This window comes from Vicinamibacterales bacterium, assembly GCA_041659285.1.
Lineage (GTDB): Bacteria > Acidobacteriota > Vicinamibacteria > Vicinamibacterales > UBA2999 > 12-FULL-67-14b.
In genome coordinates, this window is the sequence record JBAZYO010000016.1 from 106,077 (window position 1) to 126,831 (window position 20,755).

Below are 20,755 nucleotides of genomic sequence, written 5' to 3' on the forward strand. Positions count from 1 at the left end.
ACGAAGGCGACCCGAGCAATTGCAGTGATGGCAATGCTGCTGGTGACCGTGCTGGCTGGTGCGGTTTCGACCCAGCAACCGGCCGCACCCACGGCCAAGCCCGACGACGGCATCCCCATTACGGACGCCACCGTCCGGAAGGCGTGCGGCACCTGCCACAGGCCCGACGACAAGGGCCAGATGTCGCGCATCTCGTTCCAGCGCCACACGCCGGAAGGCTGGCAGACCATCATCCAGCGGATGGCCGCCCTCAACGGGCTGAATATCGATCCGCAGACCGCCCGCCAGGTGGTCAAGTACCTCTCGGACAATCTTGGCCTCGCGCCTGAAGAAGCGAAGCCGGCCGCGTTCGAGGTCGAGCGCCGGCTGATCGACTACAAGTACTCCGCCAGCGCCGACGCCGAATCGACCTGCAACCGGTGCCACTCGATGGGGCGCGTCATTTCGCAGCGGCGCACGCGCGGCGAGTGGGACCTGCTGATCGCGATGCACCGCGGCTGGTATCCCCTGGTGGACAACCAGGTGTTCCGCCGCAACGGTCCGCCGCCGCGCGACCCGTCTGCCGACGGCCGTCCGCCCGACACGCGCCAACCGGTGGAGAAGGCGCTCGATCATCTCGCTCCCGCCTTCCCGCTGAAGACGCCCGAGTGGACCGCGTGGTCGGCCACCATGCGGCCGGCCAGGCTCGACGGCACGTGGACGTTGAGCGGCTGGGACGCCGGCAAGGGCGCCATCTACGGGCGCGTGACGATTGCCGCGGATCCCGCGGCGCCGGACGAATTCACGACGTCGATCACGTACCGCGTGGCGCGAACGGGCGAAACCGTGACGCGCTCGGGCCGGACGGTTGTCTACACCGGTTTCCAGTGGCGCGGCCGCTCGACTACCGCGGCAGGCGCCGACTCGGCGATGCGCGAAGTGATGTCCGTCGATCGCGACTGGCGGCAGATCGAGGGCCGCTGGTTCACCGGCGGCTACGACGAGGTGGGCCTGGACGTTCGGCTCGAGCGCGTTGGCGCCGAGACGCGCGTACTCGGGACCGATCGTGCCGCGCTCAAGCAGGGCGCCGCCGGCCAGGAGCTGAAGATCTACGGCGCCAACCTGCCCTCGTCGTTGCGCCCTCAGGACATCGACCTCGGCCCCGGCCTCACCGTGAGCCGCATTGTCAGCGTCACCCCTGACGTGGCGGCCGCCGCCATCGACGTCGCCGCCAACGCATCGCTCGGCGCGCGGGATCTGTACGTGGCCGGCGCGTCGAAGTCGAAGGCCGTGGTCGTGTACGATCGCGTCGACGCCATCAAGGTCAAGCCAGACTGGACCATGGCCCGTGTCGGCGGCAGCATGTTCCCGAAGATGCTCGCGCAGTTCGAGGCGTGGGCCTTCCATAACGGCGCCGACGGCCGTCCCGACACGCCGGATGACCTGAATCTCGGCTTGGTGGATGCGGCCTGGAGCATGGAAGAGTACGCGGCCACCTACGACGATGACGACGTGAAGCACGTCGGGACGCTGGATGCGGCGACTGGACGCTTCACGCCCAACGTCGACGGTCCCAACCCGGTGCGAAAGGGCAGCCGCAACAACATTGGCGACGTGTGGGTGGTGGCCAAGTACGCGGCCGAGGCGAGCGGCGGCAGGTCGGCGGCCACGATCCGTGCCCGCGCTCACCTGCTCGTGACCGTGCCCCTGTACATGCGCTTCGACCGATCGGCCGGGGGGCAATGATTCTTGGCCTCCGGGAGTTCCACTCGTTCGAAGCGGCGGGCCTCCGGTATCTCTACCTGGTCCCGAGCGCCGCGGTGTTTGCGCTGGACGACTGTTCCGAGGCCGTGTTGCAGGCCCTTCGCGCCGGTCCGCAGCCGCTGACCGACCTCGCGCGCGACTTGTCGGACCGTTTCGACGCGGCCGAGGTGGCCGACACCATCGCCGAACTCCAGCGGGTCCGCGCGCTGGGGGAGATGCGCGACAAGCCGTCGGTGCCGGCTGCGCCGCTGCCGAAGATCGTGCCGCTGCGCCCGGTCCCGCTGCAAACGCTGGTGGTCAACGTCACCAACCAGTGCAACCTGGCCTGCACCTACTGCTACGAGTACGGCGAAGACAAGATCGTCGATACCGAGAACGGCCAGCAGCCGAAGTTCATGAGTGAGGAAACGGCGCGCGACAGCGTCGAGTTTGCGCTGCGCGAATCCCGGGAGAACAAGCACGCGCACATCACCTTCTTCGGCGGCGAAACGCTGATGAACTTCCCGGTGCTCAAGGCGACGATCGGTTATGCGCGCCAGCGGGCTGCCGAGGTGGGCAAAGAGTTCGACTTCAGCCTGACCACCAACGCGACGCTGCTGCAACCCGACGTAATCGAGTTCCTGGCCAACGAGCGCGTCGGCGTCACCATCTCGATCGACGGTCCCGAGGAGATGCAGGACAAGTTCCGCGTCTTCAACAACGGGCAGGGCAGCTATGCGATGGCGGCGCCGAAGATCAAGGCGCTGCTGCAGCGGCATCGCACGCGGCCCGTGGGCGCGCGCGTCACGCTCACCCGCCAGACGCTCGATGTGCGGCGCATCTATCAGCACCTGACCGACGACCTCGGCTTCTGGGAGGTCGGCTTCGCCCCGGTCACGACCGCGCCCGGCCGCGACTACGCGATTTCCGATGGCGGCTTCGATCACCTGCTCGAGCAGTTCCGCGCGCTCGCGGCCGACTACCTCGAGGCTTCGCTCCAGAACCGGCACCACGGCTTCTCCAACGTCCGCGAGACGTTGCAGGAAATCCACCACGGCCACGCCAAGGCGTATCCGTGCGGTGCGGGGATCGGCTTGATGGGGGTGTCCACCGACGGCCGCGTCGCCCTGTGCCACCGCTTCGCCGGCTCCGACGATCACGGCCTCGGCACCGTGAAGGACGGCGTGTCGTGGGAGCGCCAGCAGGCGTTTCTCGATGCCCATCACATCGCCAACAAGACCGACTGCTCGACCTGCTGGGCGCGACCGATCTGCGCCGGCGGCTGTTATCACGAAGCCAATACGCGTTACGGATCGACCGAAAGTCCCAACCTGCACTACTGCGAGTGGATTCGAGGCTGGACGCACACCTGCCTCGAGATTTACGGCGAGCTGGCCGGGAAGAACCCCGCATTCCTCACGCAGTTCGACGACGAACCGACGGAGAAGGTGTCATGAAGCATCTCACTGCGATCAATCGCAAGGCCGCGCGGATGGAAGAGGTCACCAAGGACGTGGTGGCCCTGCAAGGGCCGCCACAGCAACCGGAGCCGCCGCACATTCCAAACGGCTGCTCGCTGGTGTTCTCGCCCGGCTGGGAAGCGGACCGCAACGGCGGCACCGCCGGGCTGTGCCAGCCCGTGGAGCGCGACCTGTTCGACTGTCACATGGGCTGCTACTGGCCGGCGCAGGTGCCGGACCAGTTGAACCATGCGCCGGACTGGACCGCCAAGTGCGCGGCCGCCCAGAAAGACTGGCGCAAGATCGACCTCATCTTCCCGGACGAGAAGAAGTGATGGCCATGCGATCCCGTTTCGCGCAGGTATTGATCGTGCTGGCGCTCGCGTGCGGGGCCGTCACGGCCCACGCGCAGCGTCCGGCGCGCGGCCCCTCCCCGGCCGGCGGCGATCACCTGCTCTACATCGGCACCTACGCCGGCGACATCCAGATCATCGATGAAACGACCGAACAGAAGATCGGCGACATCAAGCTGCAGACGGGCATTCCGCGCTCGCTGACCCTGTCCCAGTCGCGGACCAAGTTCTACGTGCTCGACTCGACGCTCGAGAAGATCGAAGTGGTCGACATCCCGACCCGGACCACGCTGTCTACTTTCACGCTGTCGGAAGGCAACAAGCAGGTACGGATTCGCGGCCTGCAGGTGGATCCGCTCGAGCGGTTCCTGATCCTGCTCACGCGCTCGGCCACCAAGCAGATCGATCGCTGGGAGATTGGCGACATTTCACTGCAGCTGTACGACCTCGCGCAGAAGAAGATCACCCGGACCATTCCCTGGCCCAAGGGCGAGGAACGCGAGGGCGTCAACATCCGCTTCTCTCCCGACGGCAAGCTGCTGTATTTCTTCGGCGACGATGTCCTGATCCTGGAGACGCAGAATTTCACCGAGGTCGATACCTGGGCGTTGAGCCAGCCGATTGAGTCGGGACTCGGCCGCATCAGCTTCGGGCAGGTCGATGATTTCAACGACGACCCCGGCTTCTTCACCGGCTTGTTCACGATCCAGGATCCGGTCCAGAACCGCCGCATCATGGGCATCGGCCGGGTCAACCTCGTCGGCAAGAGCATCGATTTCACCCCCATCGGACCCGCCGAGGGCGTCGGCTTCGCGATGACCGCCGACCGCAAGCGCGGCTACGGGCTGATGCAGCAGATCGGCCGCTACGAGTTCTGGGCCTTTGATGTCGCGCAGCGGAAGCTGATCAGCCGCACCGAGTTCGAGGGGCGTCCGCGCATGGCCCTCCGCGTGTCATCGAACGGCCGCCTCCTGTACGTGTTCCAGGCCGGCGCCACCATCGACGTCTATGACTCGACGTCGTACAAGCTCCTGCGCACCATCGAGATGAACGCCGACCAGACCACCAATCTCTTCATATTGCCCAAGAAGTAAGCACGTGGACCGACGAGCGTTCGCCTATCTCGTTCCCCACTGGCGACGCCTCGTTCTCGTCCTGGTCATCAGCCTCGTGAGCACGGCGGCGACGCTGGCGATGCCGTACCTCTCGAAAGATCTCATCGACACCGCGCTGGTCGGCCGCGACGCCGCGGCCTTGCGGCGCATTGTCCTCATGTTCGCCGTGCTCGGTGTGGCCGGCTTCGCCCTCAACGTGGTGAGCGGCCTTCGCTACACCCGGGTCTCGGCGGAGATTCTCTTCGACATGCGGCTGTCGATGTATGCGCACCTGCAGCGCCTGTCGCCGCGCTTCTACGCCCGCACCCGGCTGGGCGACATCGTCTCGCGGCTGAACAACGACATCAGCGAGATCCAGCGCGTGGCGGCGGAGGCGGCGCTGGCCTGGGTCGGCAACGTCCTGTTCCTCGCCGGCAGCCTGGTGATGATGGTCTGGCTCGACTGGCGGCTGTCGCTGGTGGCGCTGGCGCCGCTGCCGATCAGCCTGATCGCGCTGGGCGTCTACCGCCGGCGCCTGGAGGGCCGCATTGCCGACCTGCGCCAGCGCAGCAGCGACATCGGCAGCTTCCTGATCGAGACACTGCAGGCGACGTCGCTGATCGTCGCGTCCAACGCGCAACAGCGCGAGCGGACGCGGTTCAGCGGATTGAACGGCGCCTTCATCGACGCCTTGATGCGCATGCAGCGCGTCACTTACTTCGCCGGCGGGTTGCCGGGCACGGTCTTGTCGATCGGGTCCGCGGTGGCGTTCTTCTACGGCGGTCTTCGCGTCATCGACGGCACGCTCACGCTCGGGACCATGGGCGCCTTCCTCGCCTACCAGATGCGGGTGTTCGCGCCGGCGCAGGCGCTGATGGGGCTGTATGCCAGCCTCACCACGGCCAAGGTGTCGTGGGGGCGGGTGCGCGAGATTCTCGATGCGCCGGTGGACGTGCAGCAGCGCCCCGGCGCCCGGCCGTTGCCCGAGTGCCGCGGTGAGGTGGCGTTCGAGGCCGTGACCCTCGGCACCGACCGTCAGTCGCGCGTGCTCGACGCCGTCTCGTTCACCGCGCAGCCGGGCGAGTGCGTGGCGCTGGTCGGCGGCAGCGGTGTCGGCAAGAGCACCATTGCCTACCTGGCCACGCGCCTGCTCGATCCCGACAGCGGCGTCGTGAGGCTCGACGGCCATGACCTCCGGGATCTCGAGCTCGAACACATCCGGAAGCACGTCGTGCTGGTCGAGCAGGAGCCGACGCTCTTCTACGCGAGCGTGGGCGACAACATCCGGTACGTGCGGCCCGGGGCGTCTGACACGGAAGTGAAATGGGCGGCCGAGGCATCGGGCATCGCGCGCTTCGTCGAATCGCTGCCGAACGGCTACGCCACCCTGGTCGGCGAGCGCGGCCTGGCGCTCTCGGCCGGCGAACGGCAACGGATTGCGCTGGCTCGCGCGTTCCTCGCCGACCCGGCCGTGCTCGTGCTCGACGAGCCAACTGCGGCGCTTGACGCCGTCTCCCAGCGGCAGGTCATCGACGGCTACCAGGCGGTGATGAAGGGCCGCACCACGCTCCTGATTACCCATCGCCGGGAGCTCGCCATGGCCGCCGATCGCGTCATCGTCCTCGAGGGCTCGCGCGTGGTGGACGAGGGCCGTCCGCACGAACTGGCCGCCCGGCCCGGTGTGTTTGCCCGGCTCTTCGAGATCGAGCGGCCCGCCGGCATCGACGCATGAACCGTCCGGTCCGCGTCGTCGTGATCGACAGCGGCGTCCATGCCGCGCATCCGCACGTGAACGGGGTGGGCGGCGGCGTCGGCATCGATTCTTCTGGTGACGTCCACGCCGATTACGTGGACCGCCTCGGTCACGGCACGGCGGTCACCGCGGTCATCCGCGAAAAGGCGCCGGCTGCGGAGCTGCTGATTGCGAAGGTGTTCGATCGCGAGCTGGCGGCGAGCGGTCAGGCGCTCGTCGCCGCCTGCGAGTGGGCGCTCCAGCAGGGCGCCGACATCGTGAACCTCAGCCTCGGCACCACCAATCAGCAACACGCGCTGGCGCTCACGTCCGTGGTCTCCAGGCTTCGCGAAGCCGGCGGCGTGGTCGTCGCCGCCGGTGCGCAGGACGGCGTGTCGTGGCTGCCGGGCACGCTGCCTGGCGTGTGGAGCGTGACGCTCGACTGGACGCTGCCGCGCGAGGAGTGCCGAGTGGCGGCGCACTCCGGCGACGACGTCTCGTTCCTGGCGTCCGGCTATCCCCGTCCTATTCCTGGCGTGCCGCCGGAGAAGAACCTGAAGGGCCTCAGCTTCGCCGTCGCCAACGTCAGCGGCCTGCTCGCCGCCTTGCTCGAGCGGGAGGGCGGCGCCGATGCGGCCGGCACGCTCGCGCGGGCCGTGGCGACCGGTTGGACTGGGCGAATCCGTTAGTCGCGCCGAAGCGCGATCAGCGGATCGAGGTAAGTGGCGCGGCGCGCCGGCCAGACGCAGGCGCCGACGGCGACCACCGCCAGCAGCAAGGCAATCCCGCCGATGGTCACCGGATCGCCGGCGGTGGTCTGGACCAGGAGCTGCGAGCTCTGGAACAGCCGTCCCACGCCGTAGGCGCCGGCGACGCCGATGGTGAGCCCGATTGCCAGCTGCACGAACGATCGTCGCAGGAACAGCCACGTCACCTGCTTGGACTGGGCGCCGAGCGCCATGCGGACGCCGATTTCCTGCGTCCGTTGCGTCACCGAGTACGCCGTGACGGCATAGAGACCAACCGCCGACAGCGCCAGCGCGATGAACGCGAAGATCGCGAACATCGATCCGAAGATGCGGAATGGCCAGCGCGCCTGCGCCAGCGACTGATCCATCGTCTGGATGCCGAAGAGCGGCAGGTCGGCATCGATGGCGCGGACCTCTTCGCGCAGGATGGGCGCCATCGTGTTCGGATCGCCCTGGCTGCGCACCAGCAGCGTCATGAACGCGCGCGGGTCGGTGCGGAATGGCAGGTAGGCCACCGGGTCGGGATCCGGCAGCTGGAAGTCGCGCTGCCGCACGTTCGGCGCAATGCCGACGATGGTGGCGGTGAGCGAGACCGGAATGCCGCCGGCCGGCGCCGCGCCGCCCTGCAGATCGATGCTCAGGGTGAGGCGCCGGCCGACCGGGTCTTCGTTGGGGAAGTGCAATTGCGCGAAGCGCTGGTTGATGATGGCGCTTTCGCGGCCGGTCATGCCGTCTTCGGCGGTGAGCCCTCGGCCGCGGATGAGGGGCGCCGCGATGGTTTCGAAGTAGCGCGGATCGACCGTGAGCATGGTGACGTTGGGCGCCTGTTGGCCCTGCTCGAGCGGCTTGCCGTCGAGCGTCAGGCGGCGGAGGAAGCCACCCTGCATCGGCGCGTTGCTGGTGACGGTGACCGACTCGATGCGGTTGTTGGACTTGAGCCGCTCCTCGAGATTCTGGTAGAACGCCAGGCGCTGTTCGAGGGCCGGATACTTGCGTTCGGGCAAGGCCAGCCGCATCACCAGCAACTTCGAGGTGTCGATGCCGAGGTCGAGGCTGTAGAGCGTCAGGAAGTTCCGCATCATGAACGCCGCGCCGGCCAGCAGCACCACTGTGAGCGCCAGTTCGCCGACCATCAGGGCGCCGGTCCAACGGCGGGCGCGCACGCCCGCGGTGCCCGACCGCCCGCCTTCCTTGAGCACTTCGTTGACGTCGGTCTTCGAGATGTGCAGGGCCGGCGCCAGCCCGAACAGCACGCCCGTGCCGAAGCAGATCGCGGCCAGGTACGCGAACACGCTGCGATCCATCGTGAACTGGATCCAGTACGGCCGCCCCACATCCTGGGTGGCCTGGTCGAACAGCCGGATGCCGACCAGTGAAATGGCCAGGCCGATCGCCCCGCTGATCAACGCCAGCAGCACGCTTTCGATCAGCAACTGGCGGACCACCCGCCAGCGGGTGGCGCCGAGCGAGATGCGCACCGCGATCTCGCGCCCGCGCTGCGTCGATCGCGCCAGCAGCAGGTTGGCCACGTTCGCGCAGGCAATCAGCAACACGAAGGCCACCGCGCCCATCAACGACAGGAACACGGCGCGAATCGGACCGCCGTTCATGAACTCATTGAAGGTCTGCACCTTCGGCTGCACGTCCTTGTTGGTGTCGGGGTAGTCCGCCGTCAGCTTGCGGCCGATGTTGATCAGTTCGCTCTGCGCCTGGTCACGGGTGGCGCCGGCCACGATCCGGCCGAAGACGGAAAGGCCGCGCGCATTGCGCTTCTGTTGCTCCAGTCCGGAGATCAGCGCGAGCGGCTGCCACAGGTCCGCGTTCTGCGGAAACTTCAACCCCTCGGGCATGACGCCGATCACCACCGACGGAATGTCGTTGACCCGGATGGTGCGGCCGATCACATTCGGGTTGCTGCCGTAGCGGTTCCGCCACATGCCGTGCCCGATCAGCACGACGGCGACCGCGCCCGGGCGGTCGTCTTCAGGAAGAAAATCGCGACCGAGCGCCGGCCGCTGGCGCATCACCTTGAAGGCGTTGGCGCTCAAGTAAGTGCCGCTGAATTGCTCCGGCAACTGACCCTCATCGCTGACGTTCGCCGTCGTGCTGGTAAACGCGGCCAGCGACTCGAAAGTGCGCGTCGCCTCGCGCCAGTCCCGGAAATCCAGGTACGACACGCCCATCTCGCGGTTGCGCACGGGATCGAACGAGCGCATGGCCATCACGCTGTCTGGTTCGTCGATCGGCAGGCCGCGGATCAGCACGGCATTCACGAACGTGAACACCGTGGTGTTGACGCCGATGCCGAGGGCCAGCGCCAGCGCGGCCACCATGGTGAACCATTTGTCCTTGACCAGCAGGCGGGCGGCGAAGCGAAGGTCTTCCCAAAATCCCATGGCGTGCCCTCTCCGGCGTTCGAGACCCTGATGGCGTTAGACACCGTTACGGAGAAATGCGGAGCCGGGTTCCGTTCGGTTACGATTCTGGCCATGACTATCCGCCGCGCCACGGCCGCCGACGCCGCTGGACTGGCCGCCCTGGCTCGCCGGACATTTTTCGACACGTTCGCCTCGGCCAACGACGCCGCCGACATGGCCATCCACCTGGAGCGCGCCTACGGCGTGCCGCAACAGACCACCGAGCTGACCAGCCCCGGCATCATCACCCTGCTGGTGGAGGAGGGCGGCCAGGCCGTGGCCTATGCGCAGTTGCGGACCGGCGACGCTCCGGACTGCGTTCGCGGTCAGCGGCTAATCGAGCTGTGGCGTTTCTACGTGACGCGCGAGTGGCATGGCCGCGGCATCGCGCAGGCGCTGATGGATCGCGCGACCGCCGAGGCCCGGGCCGCCGGCGCCGGCACGGTGTGGCTGGGCGTCTGGGAGCGCAATCCGCGGGCCCTGGCCTTCTACGGCAAATGTGGTTTCGTCGATGTCGGCGAACACGTATTCTTGTTCGGCACCGATCCGCAGACGGATCGCGTCATGGCCATGCCACTATGAAGAAACGCCGAGTCATCGGATTGAGCATTGTCGCCACCGGACTTATCTGGTTCCAGGTGGCCGGGCGCTTCGAGGCGCGGCGCATCGACGAGCAGCGCGAATCACGCGCCACCACGGCCCCGCGCACCGCCGCCTTGCGCATCGACAGCGATCGCCTCATGGAGGCGGTGACGACGCTGTCGGATCCGAAGTTCGAGGGTCGTGCCGCCGGATCCCCGGGAGGGTTGGCGGCGCGGGCGTGGGTCCTCGAGCGTTTCAAGGGCGTCGGGCTGCAGCCCGTGTCGGGCAGCTACGTGTTTCCATTCACCTTCACGCGCATGACGATGAGCGGCCGCGTCAACGGCGAGGGCGCCAACGTCGTCGGGCTGTGTCTCGGCACCGACACCAAGGCGCCGGTGTTCGTGGTGTCGGCGCACTATGACCACCTGGGCGTGCGCGACGGCGCCATCTACCAGGGTGCGGACGACGACGCGTCGGGCATTGCAGTGATGCTGGCGGTGGCCGAGCACTGTCAGCGCACGCCGTTCCGGCGGACGGTGGTGTTTGCCGCCTTTGACGCGGAAGAGGCGGGCCTGCAGGGCGCGAAGGTGTTCGTGGCGTCGCCGCCGCTGCCGCGGAAGCGCATCGTCCTTAACGTCAACCTCGACATGGTGAGCCGCAACGACAAGCGGGAGATCTTCATTGCCGGCACCCATCATTGGCCGCAACTGAAAGCGCCGCTCGAGGCGGTCGCCCGCCGGGCGCCCATCACCGTGTTGTTCGGCCACGACAAGCCGGTCGCGATCGCGGGCGGCGTGGACGATTGGACCAACCAGTCGGACCACGGACCGTTCCACGCCGCGCAGATTCCGTTCATCTATTTCGGCGTCGAGGACCACGCGGATTATCACAAGCCGACCGACACCGCCGACAAGATCAACCGCGGGTTCTTCGTCGACGTGGCAGAAACGGTGCTCGACGCCGTGCTGCAGCTGGACGCGGCCACCACGGTGGTGCCGCCCAAGTAGCCGGCCGGTCCACGCCCGGAAGGGGGAGTCATGGAGCAGGCGTTCTTTGACGCGGTGAAGGGCGGCAACCTCGACGAGGTGCGGCGGCTTGTTCGCGACCGGCCCGCCCGCGCTGGCGCGCGGGACGCCAACGGCGTCTCCGGCATTCTCATCGCCATCTACCACCGTCGCCCTGAGGTGGCCGCCGCCCTCGTGGAGATGGGCGCGCCCATCGACATCTTCGATGCGAGCGCGTTGGGCCTGGTCGACCGTCTTACGGCGTTGGTGAAGGAGGACCCGGCCCTGGTGTCCGCGTTCGCGCAGGACGGCTTCTATCCGATCGGCCTGGCTGCATACTTCGGCCATCTCGACGCGGTCCGCGCCCTGATTGCCTCCGGCGCCGACGCTCACGCCGTGGCGAGGAATCCGTTCAAGGTGCAGCCAATCCACGCGGCCGCGGCCAGCCGTAACCTGGAGATCATCCGCGCGGTGCTCCAGGCGGGCGGCGATCCGAATGTCCCGCAGCAGCAGGGCTTCGTGCCGCTGCACGAAGCTGCGTCGAGCGGCAACCGCGAGATGGCGGAGCTACTGGTGGCCTACGGCGCCAATCCGAGGCTGCCGAACGACGCCGGCAAGACCAGCATCGACCTCGCGAGAGAGAAGGGCCACCCCGACCTTGCCGACTGGCTCGACAAGGGATGATTGGGGTCAGGTCAAGAAAATCACAGTCTGGGATGATTGGGGACAGGTGCCGGTCAATCACCCCGAATGCCTGAGACTCTTGAGGCGCCGCAAGACCTTGGACATCGAGTTTGGGTGCAGACCCAGATGCTCAGCAATCTCTGACAGCCGATATCCGTGAACCACGTGTGCACGGCGAATCATCGCGTCGCGCTTGTTTCTGGAGAAGCCCACGTCCTTGAACAGTTCCTCTACGGGTGGCCGCGCTAGAGATCTGTATGCCCGGGGAAGCGCGATGTGCGCCATCGATTCACCGATGTGCCGTCGAACCGCCGACTCAAACGCCGCTGAGCCCACCACGTCCGCGCCGGTCGCGTCGTTGGTCGCCTCCGGCGATTTTACAAAGGCCCGGTACAATGCTTGTGCTGCGGCCCGGCTTCCGCAACCGAACACCCACTCCATCCAGTCGAGGTGGAGAAACGGATGCGGCTTGGCCAACCCGGCGGTAGCCCGGTAGCTGCTCCAGGCCCAGTCCTCTGGATTTGTCACCAAGCCTGCGACGACGGGATTCATCGCGACGTATCTCACAACCGTCCGCAGATACAAATCGCTGTCGACCAATCGCGAAGTGAACCGCCCTTCAAAGACGTGACCCGTTCGACGGTGACGTCGGTTCACATGCTGCGTGTACACCCCATTGATGTAGCGCATTGCGGCCGACAGGGTCCCTCTCGGCGTGTCGAGTACAAGGTGATAGTGATTGTCCATCTCGACGTCGGCCAGAACGCGAACCTCGTACCGCTCGGACGCGATGGCTACGATGTCGAGAAATCGCTGGCGGTCAATCGCGTCGTCATAGATCTGTGACTTGCGATTCCCGCGAGACATCACGTGATAGATCGCGCCGTTGAGTTGAAGTCGGGGACGCCTGGCCATGCCATCCCCACAATCAAGACGGTTGCCGCCAGAATTATCCTAGATTCAGGCCAGATCTTGAATTGCCTATGTGTCGAGTAGTCAAAAACCGACAGCAGGCGCAGCCTTCGGCGTTGCAGAAACTGCGGACCGCAGGAGTTCGGGCTGCCCTGTCCCCAATCATCCCAGACTGTGATTTTCTTGACCTGACCCCAATCACCCCTGGGCGAAGTGCCGGTAGGCGGAGAGGGTGCCTTCGACGAGGTGCTCGACGTCGAACCGGTCGGCGACACGCTGGCGTCCCGCCTCGCCGTAGGCGCGGCGGGTGGACGGGTCCTTCAGCAGCTTGATGATCTCCACGGCCAGTGGCGTCGGCTCGCCCGGCTCGACCAGCTCGCCGGTCACGCCCGGCACTACCGCCTCGGGGATGCCGCCCGCGCGCGTGCCGACGACCGCCAGGCCCATGGCCATCGCGTCGAGCACCGCCGACCCCAGGCCCTCGGTGATCGAACTCATCACGAACAGGTCGGCCGACTTCATCAGCGACAGCACGTCTTCGCGAAATCCCGGCAGCAGCACGTGTTTCTCGAGCGACAGGTGCTTGACCTGCTTCTCCAACGCCGCGCGCAACTCGCCCTCGCCGAAGATCACCAGGCGCGCGTCCGGCACCTCCCGCAGCACCGCCGGCATGGCGTCGATCAGGTACTTCTGGCCCTTGTGCCCGACGAGGGCACCGACGTTCACGATCACCGGCACGCCGTGCGGCAGCCAGTACTCCGCGTGCAGGTCCGCCGCCTGCCGATGTGCGATCTTCCCGACGTCGATGCCGTCGTGCACCACGACGATGCGGTCCGTGGGAATGCCGTCGTGGACCAGAATGTCGCGGATGGCCGCCGACGCGGCGATGAAGCCGTCGACCTGCCGGTACTTCCACTGCGAGAACGCGTTGCCTTGCAGATGAAAATCCACGCGACGCGAGACGACGAGTTTCGGGCGCGGCACCGGCGCGCTGAACGACAGGCCCAGCGACGCCATGGCCACCGCATGCGGGTCGTGGGCATGCACGATCGCCGGCCGCCATTGCCGCACGATCCGCGACAGCTTCCAGGCCGCGGCCAGGTCGATCTCGTTCACCGGCGCCAGCGGCACCAGGTCGGGACCCTCGGACGCGCGTCGATAGAGCTCACCCTCGGGGTGCGCGACGAGCACCGCCCGGTGACCTCGCGCCCGAAGGCCGAGCACGGTCAGGAGGACTTGTTGCTGTCCTCCGCGCCACGTGCGCGCGGTGTCGATGTGGAGGGCGAACACAGTTCCCAGAGTTTCGCGAACTTGAGGCCGACGTACCGCGCGTTCATCGCGGAGACGATCAGCCCGGGGACCCCGTCGCGGAAGCCGCCACGGAGCAGGTAATTACGGAAAAACGCCGCCGGCGGATGCACCGCCAGGTCGAACCAGCCCGCGCGCCGCCCGTCCTCGAACATCTGGCGCGCCGCCAGCGAGGTGTAGCGGTCCATCGTCTGCAGGTGATGCGCGAGGTCGCGGTAGGCGTAGTGGAGAAGCTCGCCGCGCAGGTCGATCACCGGGCCGTCGGCCTTGACCGACTCGTGCACGAGATGCCCCGTCCACCGCGCGCGCCGGCGATCGTAGAGGCGCAGCTGGTAATCCGGGTACCAGTCCGTGGATCGAATCCAGCGGCCAAGGTGAAACGTGACGCGCGGCACCCGATAGCCCGGCGCCTCCGGACCGCGCTGCAGCAGGGTGCGGATCTCGCCGGCAAGCGCCGGCGACACGCGCTCATCCGCGTCGAGCGAGAAGATCCAATCGTGACTGGCCTGCTCGGCGGCGAAGTTCTTCTGCGCGATGTAACCGGGCCACGGCCGGACGATCACCTGGTCGGTGAACTCGCGGGCGATGGCGGCGGTGTCATCGGTGCTCTGGCTGTCAACGACGATGATCTCGTCGGCCCACGACAGGGACTCGAGCGCGGCCCGAAGGTTGGCGGCTTCGTTGAGGGTGATGACTGTGGCCGTGACGGGCACGGCCACAGTCTATCGGAGAAGGGCAGCGGCAGATTGACGCAGATTATGCCGTCAGGATCCGCACTAGAACAGGGGCGACTGCTGGACGGCGGTGTAGTTGACGACCGACTTGGCGTATTCGACCAGCGCCAGCAGTTCGCTGTTGCGGGCGACGTTGAGGTCGCGCTGGGCCTGCAGCACGAAGAAGCTGCTGGTCATGCCGGCCTGGTACTTCTTCTCTTCCGCTTCGAGCCGGCGTTCGGCCAGCACGCGCGACGACCGGGTCGCGTCCACGCGCTTGGCGTTGGTCTGCACCTGGCGGCCGTACTCGCGGACCTGCGTCGATACCTGCAATTCGAGGCTCTGCACCTGCCGCTCGGCCTGCGTGTTCTGCAGCCGCGCCCGCGCCAGCTGCGCTTCCTGCGTGGACTTGCCGATCGGATAGGCAATGTCCACCTGGAGCGACCAGCCGGGGAAGTCGCCGGCGAACGTGTTGCCCAGCGTGCTGAAGTAGCTCTTTTCGACGCTGGTCAGGATGTCGCCGGTGGGGAAGCCGGTCTGGGGATCGCGGCCGCGCGTGACCTGCAGACCGCCCGTGGCGCGGGCGTTGTAGTTGACCGACGCGGAGACGTCGGGCAGCGACTGGTTCTTGAAATAGCGGATGTTGACGTCGTTGACCTCGAGGTTCTTGCGCGCCGCGACGACGTCGGTGCGCTGGCCGAGCGCGTTCTTGATCGCGCCGTCAATGTCGACCGCGGTCGGCTGGAAGGTGACCGAGTCGGTCGGTTCGATGCGCGCCGCCCAGAAGTCGGCCTGGCTGGGGTTGAAGACGAGCGCGCGCAGCGTGTCTTGCGCGCGGTCGATGGCGGCCTCGGCGAGAATCACCGACTCTTCGCGCGTGGCCACTTCGGCCTCGGCCTGGACGATGTCGAGCGGCGCCATGGTGCCAATCTCGACGCGGGCGCGGTTGTCCTTGAGCGACTGCTGCGCCAGTTCGAGCGACTGCCGCTGCACGGCGAGGTTGCCGAGGGCGTACATCAGGTCGTAGTAGGCGTTGCGCACGTTGCGCACCGTGACCGCGATCGACTGCTGCAGCTGGACGTCGGAGATTTCCTTGTTCTTCTGGCTGACCAGCAGTTGCTGGCGGGCGCCATCGATCCGGAAGTTCCGCAACAGCGGCTGGGTGTAGGTGGCGCTCACCGACGAGTTCAACTGCGGATTGAACGTCGAGAACTGGTTGTTGGTCGTGTTGCGGCCGTTGTTCCAGCGCACGTCGTAGCTGCCGCCGTACCAATTGGTGAGCGACGAGACGCCGAAGTTGAAGAGCGACTGGCCGTTGGTGATGCCGCTCGCGGTGCCGCCCGACAGGATGTTGGTCGACGGCTGCGTCTGGTCCGACGTGCTGATGGTCGAGACGAAGTTCGGCGTATACGCGGCCTTGAACTGCGTGATTGAGAGCTCCTGCAACTGAGGGTTGTAGCGCTGGACCTGCAGGTCGAGGTTCTGCTCGATCGCGGTCGCCACGGCATCGTCAATGCTCATCCGCCGGACCGGGCCTTGCGCCGGGGGCGTAGCGGCCGTTGTCTGGGCGTGGACAGGCGACAGCCCAAAACCGGACACTATCGTCGCCACGAGGCCGGCCGTCACAACCGCCCGGGCGCAAAAACGCTGGTCAAAACGCATCACACTGCTACTCCAATCGAAGGTCAACCGCTGGCCTGAACCCGGGGTGACAGCAAAAGCGGTACCGCTGGCTCACACGCCGGTTCTCCATCATAGACGTCATGGGGCCGACCAGGGTTCGGTAAGGGTGTTTGAAACAGCCGCCGTCGCGGCCCGAACTCAGCCCGCTATGGCGGCCAAGCCGCCGCGCACGGTCGAGGATGCCGGGCGCTTCGGCGGGGCGGCCACCGTTGCGACTGGGGCAAGTGGGTCACAACGGTGGCCGATATACTACCGATCGATGACTGAATCCGACCTGCTGACCCTGTTTCGCCGCTCGGGCGCGCTGCTCGACGGCCACTTCCGTTTGTCGTCGGGGCTGCACAGCCCCGGGTACCTCCAGTGCGCGTTGGTCCTCCAGCACCCCCGTGATGCCGAGGCCCTCGGTGCCGCCTTGGGCAATGCCGTGCGCGCGCTGGGCGCCGCCACGGTGCTCTCGCCGGCCCTCGGCGGCATCGTCATCGGCCAGGAAGTGGGCCGCGCCCTCGGCGTCCGCGCCATCTTCGCCGAACGCCAGGACGGCACGCTGACGCTGCGCCGCGGCTTCACCCTCGAACCGGGCGAGAAGGTGCTGGTCGTCGAGGACGTGGTGACCACGGGCGGATCCACCCGCGAGACCATGGACGTGGCGCGCGCCGCCGGCGCCGTGGTGGTCGGCGCCTGTGCCGTCGTCGATCGCAGCGGCGGCAAGCAGGGACTCGACGTGCCCTTTCATGCGCTGCTGCCGATGGTGGTGCCGACGTATCAGCCGGATGACTGTCCGCTCTGCCAGCAAGGCCTGCCGGTCGTGAAGCCGGGATCGCGCGCGAAGTAACACGTGCCCCGTACGCTGAAGCTCACGATCGCCTACGACGGCTCGGCCTACTCCGGCTGGCAGCGGCAGACCAACGCGCAAGGCATCCAGGCCGTCATCGAAGACGAGATCGCCACCATTATCGGCGCGCACAATCCGCTGGTGGCGGCCGGGCGCACCGACGCGGGCGTGCACGCCGCCGCGCAGGTGGCCAGCATCACGATCGATCATCCGATTGCGTGCGAGCAGCTGCTCAAGGCCCTCAACGCGCGGCTGAAGGCCGGCGACATCCGCATTCGCGCGGTCGAAGAGACCTTCGATCGGTTCGATGCGCGCATCTACGCGAAAACCAAGACCTACCGCTACGCCATCTGGAACGGCGCCGCGCCCAGCCCGTTCCTCCGCCACGTGGTGTGGCACGTCCCGTATGTCCTGGACCTCGAGCGGATGACCAAGGCCGCCACGGCGCTCGTCGGCGAACAGGATTTCGCCGCCTTCCAGGGCCGCGGCCAGGACGTGAAGACCACGGTGCGCCGGGTCTTGTCGGCGGAACTCCTCGAGATGAACATCGACACCGATCAGCCGGTCGCGGTGTCGCCCCTCGACGCGGGCTCGCGGCAGCGCGACGCACGCCTGTTGCGCTTCGAGATTTCCGGAACCGGGTTCCTGCGCCACATGGTGCGCACGATTGTCGGCACGCTGGTGGATATTGGCCGCGGCCAGTTGGAACCGGACGCCATGCGAACCATCATCGATTCGCACGATCGCGCGCGCGCCGGGCAAACCGCCCCCCCGCACGGGCTGATGCTTTGGAAGGTTAACTACTAAGTGCCTAGGGTGTCCGCCTGCGCGGCCGCAGGCCGCTACGGCGAGACCGCGCCGTAGCTCGCCGAAGTTTCAAGGCGAGCGAAGGCGGGCCTATGCGTCGGTGCCGGGTGCCTGGTGCCGGGTGCCGGGCGCCTGCTGCTGAGGTTTTCCCATCCACAGCGACAGCAACCACATCACGAACGCGGCGCCGACAATGACGATGGCGAGCCGGACCAACGACGCCAGGTCCCTCAGGTCGAGCGCCGGCCCGCGATAGGTCATCAGCACGCTGCCGCGGTCGGTCGCCCAGTGCCACGCGGTGTGCGCGACGAGCGCCGACATCAGGATGGTGCCGATGCGCTCGGCCAACCCGTATCGGAAGATCACCGCCAGGACCGGCACCATCACGAGCAGCACCGCCAGCTGGCCAATCTCGACGCCGACGTTGAACGCGAGCAGCGACATCACGAGGTGTTCCCCCGCGAATTGCAGGCGCTCGCGCAACAGGAACGAAAACCCGAACCCGTGCACCAGCCCGAACGCGAACGTGATCATCCAGCGCCGATCGAGCCTGGCGCCGACGATGTTCTCGAACGCCATGTAGACGATCGAGATGGCGATCAGCGTCTCGATCAGCGGCGGGAACCACAGGCTGTCGGGCGCCATCCCGTAGGCGGAGGCGATCAGCGTCACCGAGTGCGCGACCGTGAACGCGGTGACCACCACCGCGAGCGGCCGCAGCTTCCGGAACGGGATCACGAGGCACAGCAGGAACAGCAGGTGGTCGGTGCCGTCGAGGATGTGGAAGAAGCCGTCGCGCGCGAACAGGTAGAACGCCTGGTGCCACCGCGGATCGAGGTGCACGATGCCGGTGTCGGCGTGTACGTCGAAGGCGCGTTCCGGCTTGCCGGGCTGCAGGAAGCGGAGGACGACGTTCACCTGGAGGCCGAGGCGGGTGAGTCCGGGCCGGATCGCGAAATCCGACTGGTCCGAGGTGATCGGATACTCGAATGCGACGTCGAGCATGCCGTCTTCCCAGTAAATCTGGGTGCTCTGGTCGAGCCGGGCGCCCGTCATCAGGTTGGCCAGGGCCTCATCGTAGGAGGCAAACGACTTGTCGCCGGGCAGCGAGACCCGCAGGGCGGCCACCTTCGACAGGTTGACGCGCTTGCCGTTCTCGTAGACCTCGACGAAGTCGCCAATCCACAGGGTCGCGGCGTGGTCGAGGGCCGGCTCGATGCGGGAGAAGTCGAGGAACCCCCCGGCCACGGTCGGTATGTCGATATCCCGCATGGACTTAAGCGGGGCCCTGATCAGCAGCGTCAAGGTGGACCCGGCGGGCCTGACGAACCCGAAGACGGTCACCTCGTTGGGAACCTCGTGGGCTGTGAGGGTCGGGGCAAGGGCCAGAAGCATGGCCATCACCACGGTTAATCGGCTCAATAGTTTGCTGGTCGTCACGGCGCTCGACACGGTTATCGGTCCCAAGTATACTGGCGCCCGCTTTAGAGGCACTTCTTGAGAGGGGAGCCAAGATGGACCGGGTTACGAGAAATCGCAAGCTTTACGTAGGCGCGGCGTTCGTCGCGATCTTGCTCGCACTGGGTGCGGGCCAGGCACTGCTCGACAACGTCTCGGCGCAAGCCAAGCAGGCACCGAAGTTCGAAGTGGATCCATTCTGGCCGAAGCCGATGCCCAACAACTGGGTGCTCGGGCAGACGATCGGCCTGACGGTGGACGATCGGGATCATGTGTGGCTCATTCACCGCGGCAACGATCCCGGCAATCTCGATCGCACGGAGATCGGTCAGCCAACGGCCGACGGTCCGCGTGTCAGTGAATGCTGCATTCCGGCGCCGCCCGTGCTCGAGTTCGACGCGGCGGGCAACCTGGTCGGCAGCTGGGGCGGTCCCAACAAGGCCGGCGGCTATGAATGGCCGGAGTCGAACCACGGGATCGTGGTCGACCACAAGGGCTTCGTGTGGATCGGCGGCAACGGGGCGGGCGACTCGCACATCCTGAAGTTCACCCGCGAGGGCAAGTTCGTGGCGCAGTACGGCAAGGCCTACGCCCGCAAGGGCGCGAACTTCCGCGAGGCCACGCCCGCCGCCGCCGGCGCGCCGGCCCGCCCGGCCGGTCCGTTCGCGGCCAACAGTCTGGACATGGAGAACTTCGGGCGCGTCGCGAAAATCTTCATCGACGCCAAGGCGAACGAAGGCTACGTGTCGGACGGCTACCTCAACCACCGCGTCGCGGTGATCGACCTCGACACCGGCAAGATCAAGCGCATGTGGGGCGCCTACGGCGAGCCGCCGACCGACCTCACGCTGCCGCGCTACCAGCCGGGCCAGGCGCCGTCGAAGCAGTTCTCGAACCCGATGCACTGCGCGGAAGTGTCGAACGACGGCTTCGTCTACACCTGCGACCGCATCAACGACCGCGTCCAGATCTTCACGCGTGAAGGCAAGTTCGTGAAGGAAGTCTTCGTGGCGCCCAACACCCTGTCGGACGGCTCGGTGTGGGACATCGCGTTCTCGAAGGACGCCGGCCAGCGCTTCCTCTACATGGCCGACGGCGCCAACGAGCACGTGCGCGTGTTCGACCGCCAGTCCATGACCGAGCTCTACAACTTCGGCTACGGCGGCCGCCAGCCCGGGATGTTCCTGGGCGTGCACAGCATCGCCACCGACTCGAAGGGCACCATCTACACGACCGAAACCTACA

Annotated in this window: 18 protein-coding genes; 12 read left to right on the forward strand and 6 right to left on the reverse strand. The window is 66.9% G+C overall.

Annotated elements, in window-relative coordinates:
- Window positions 1-27: 27 nt before the first annotated feature.
- From peaA to WC815_21110, 6 genes are read left to right on the forward strand one after another with little or no spacing between them, the layout of a single operon-like run.
- On the forward strand, window positions 28-1,725 hold the full coding sequence (gene peaA / locus WC815_21085) for a quinohemoprotein amine dehydrogenase subunit alpha (protein ID MFA5911277.1): 1,698 nt from the start codon (window positions 28-30) through the stop codon (window positions 1,723-1,725).
- A complete protein-coding gene (gene peaB, locus WC815_21090; GenBank protein ID MFA5911278.1) occupies window positions 1,722-3,179 on the forward strand; it encodes a quinohemoprotein amine dehydrogenase maturation protein in 1,458 nt (485 codons plus the stop codon). Before peaA ends, peaB begins: the two co-directional genes overlap by 4 nt.
- Window positions 3,176-3,517, forward strand: coding sequence for a quinohemoprotein amine dehydrogenase subunit gamma (gene qhpC / locus WC815_21095; protein ID MFA5911279.1), 342 nt, complete (start codon window positions 3,176-3,178; stop codon window positions 3,515-3,517). The genes peaB and qhpC overlap by 4 nt, the downstream gene beginning before the upstream one ends.
- A 5-nt stretch (window positions 3,518-3,522) precedes the next feature.
- Window positions 3,523-4,629 (forward strand): hypothetical protein, encoded by a 1,107-nt coding sequence (locus tag WC815_21100; protein MFA5911280.1) that lies wholly within the window; start codon window positions 3,523-3,525, stop codon window positions 4,627-4,629.
- A gap of 4 nt (window positions 4,630-4,633) precedes the next feature.
- On the forward strand, window positions 4,634-6,361 hold the full coding sequence (locus WC815_21105) for an ABC transporter ATP-binding protein (GenBank protein MFA5911281.1): 1,728 nt from the start codon (window positions 4,634-4,636) through the stop codon (window positions 6,359-6,361).
- Window positions 6,358-7,050, forward strand: coding sequence for a S8 family serine peptidase (locus WC815_21110; protein ID MFA5911282.1), 693 nt, complete (start codon window positions 6,358-6,360; stop codon window positions 7,048-7,050). The genes WC815_21105 and WC815_21110 overlap by 4 nt, the downstream gene beginning before the upstream one ends.
- On the opposite strand, the gene WC815_21115 is transcribed toward WC815_21110, so the two are convergent.
- Window positions 7,047-9,506 carry an ABC transporter permease gene (locus WC815_21115; GenBank protein ID MFA5911283.1) on the reverse strand — a complete coding sequence of 820 codons (2,460 nt, stop codon included), beginning with the start codon at window positions 9,504-9,506 and terminating at the stop codon, window positions 7,047-7,049. The genes WC815_21110 and WC815_21115 overlap by 4 nt on opposite strands.
- Window positions 9,507-9,599: 93 nt before the next feature.
- Between WC815_21115 and WC815_21120 the strand changes: the two genes are divergently transcribed.
- From WC815_21120 to WC815_21130, 3 genes are read left to right on the forward strand one after another with little or no spacing between them, the layout of a single operon-like run.
- On the forward strand, window positions 9,600-10,109 hold the full coding sequence (locus WC815_21120; protein ID MFA5911284.1) for a GNAT family N-acetyltransferase: 510 nt from the start codon (window positions 9,600-9,602) through the stop codon (window positions 10,107-10,109).
- Window positions 10,106-11,116, forward strand: a complete 1,011-nt coding sequence (locus WC815_21125; GenBank protein ID MFA5911285.1) for a M28 family peptidase — start codon at window positions 10,106-10,108, stop codon at window positions 11,114-11,116. The genes WC815_21120 and WC815_21125 overlap by 4 nt, the downstream gene beginning before the upstream one ends.
- 30 nt (window positions 11,117-11,146) lie before the next feature.
- A complete protein-coding gene (locus WC815_21130) occupies window positions 11,147-11,797 on the forward strand; it encodes an ankyrin repeat domain-containing protein (protein MFA5911286.1) in 651 nt (216 codons plus the stop codon).
- Window positions 11,798-11,854: 57 nt separating this feature from the next.
- Here the strand turns inward: WC815_21130 and WC815_21135 are convergent, their stop codons facing one another.
- From WC815_21135 to WC815_21150, 4 genes are all read right to left on the reverse strand, one after another.
- Complete coding sequence (locus WC815_21135; GenBank protein MFA5911287.1) at window positions 11,855-12,712, reverse strand: transposase; 858 nt, start codon at window positions 12,710-12,712, stop codon at window positions 11,855-11,857.
- 195 nt (window positions 12,713-12,907) lie between these two features.
- Complete coding sequence (locus WC815_21140; protein ID MFA5911288.1) at window positions 12,908-13,999, reverse strand: glycosyltransferase; 1,092 nt, start codon at window positions 13,997-13,999, stop codon at window positions 12,908-12,910.
- A complete protein-coding gene (locus WC815_21145) occupies window positions 13,936-14,730 on the reverse strand; it encodes a glycosyltransferase family 2 protein (GenBank protein MFA5911289.1) in 795 nt (264 codons plus the stop codon). The genes WC815_21140 and WC815_21145 overlap by 64 nt, the downstream gene beginning before the upstream one ends.
- A gap of 63 nt (window positions 14,731-14,793) precedes the next feature.
- The gene (locus WC815_21150) at window positions 14,794-16,251 is read right to left on the reverse strand and encodes a TolC family protein (GenBank protein MFA5911290.1); all 1,458 of its coding nucleotides are present in this window, start codon (window positions 16,249-16,251) and stop codon (window positions 14,794-14,796) included.
- Window positions 16,252-16,672: 421 nt separating this feature from the next.
- Here WC815_21150 and pyrE point away from each other — a divergent pair, with 421 nt between their 5' ends.
- Complete coding sequence (gene pyrE / locus WC815_21155) at window positions 16,673-17,245, forward strand: orotate phosphoribosyltransferase (GenBank protein ID MFA5911291.1); 573 nt, start codon at window positions 16,673-16,675, stop codon at window positions 17,243-17,245.
- A gap of 3 nt (window positions 17,246-17,248) precedes the next feature.
- Window positions 17,249-18,052 (forward strand): tRNA pseudouridine(38-40) synthase TruA, encoded by an 804-nt coding sequence (gene truA / locus WC815_21160; protein ID MFA5911292.1) that lies wholly within the window; start codon window positions 17,249-17,251, stop codon window positions 18,050-18,052.
- 90 nt (window positions 18,053-18,142) lie between these two features.
- Here truA and WC815_21165 read toward each other — a convergent pair whose 3' ends face one another.
- Window positions 18,143-19,447: a HupE/UreJ family protein gene (locus WC815_21165; protein ID MFA5911293.1), complete on the reverse strand. Its 1,305-nt coding sequence runs from the start codon at window positions 19,445-19,447 to the stop codon at window positions 18,143-18,145.
- Window positions 19,448-19,566: 119 nt separating this feature from the next.
- Here WC815_21165 and WC815_21170 point away from each other — a divergent pair.
- Window positions 19,567-20,755 (forward strand): hypothetical protein (locus tag WC815_21170; protein MFA5911294.1); only part of this gene is annotated, 1,189 nt, incomplete at its 3' end.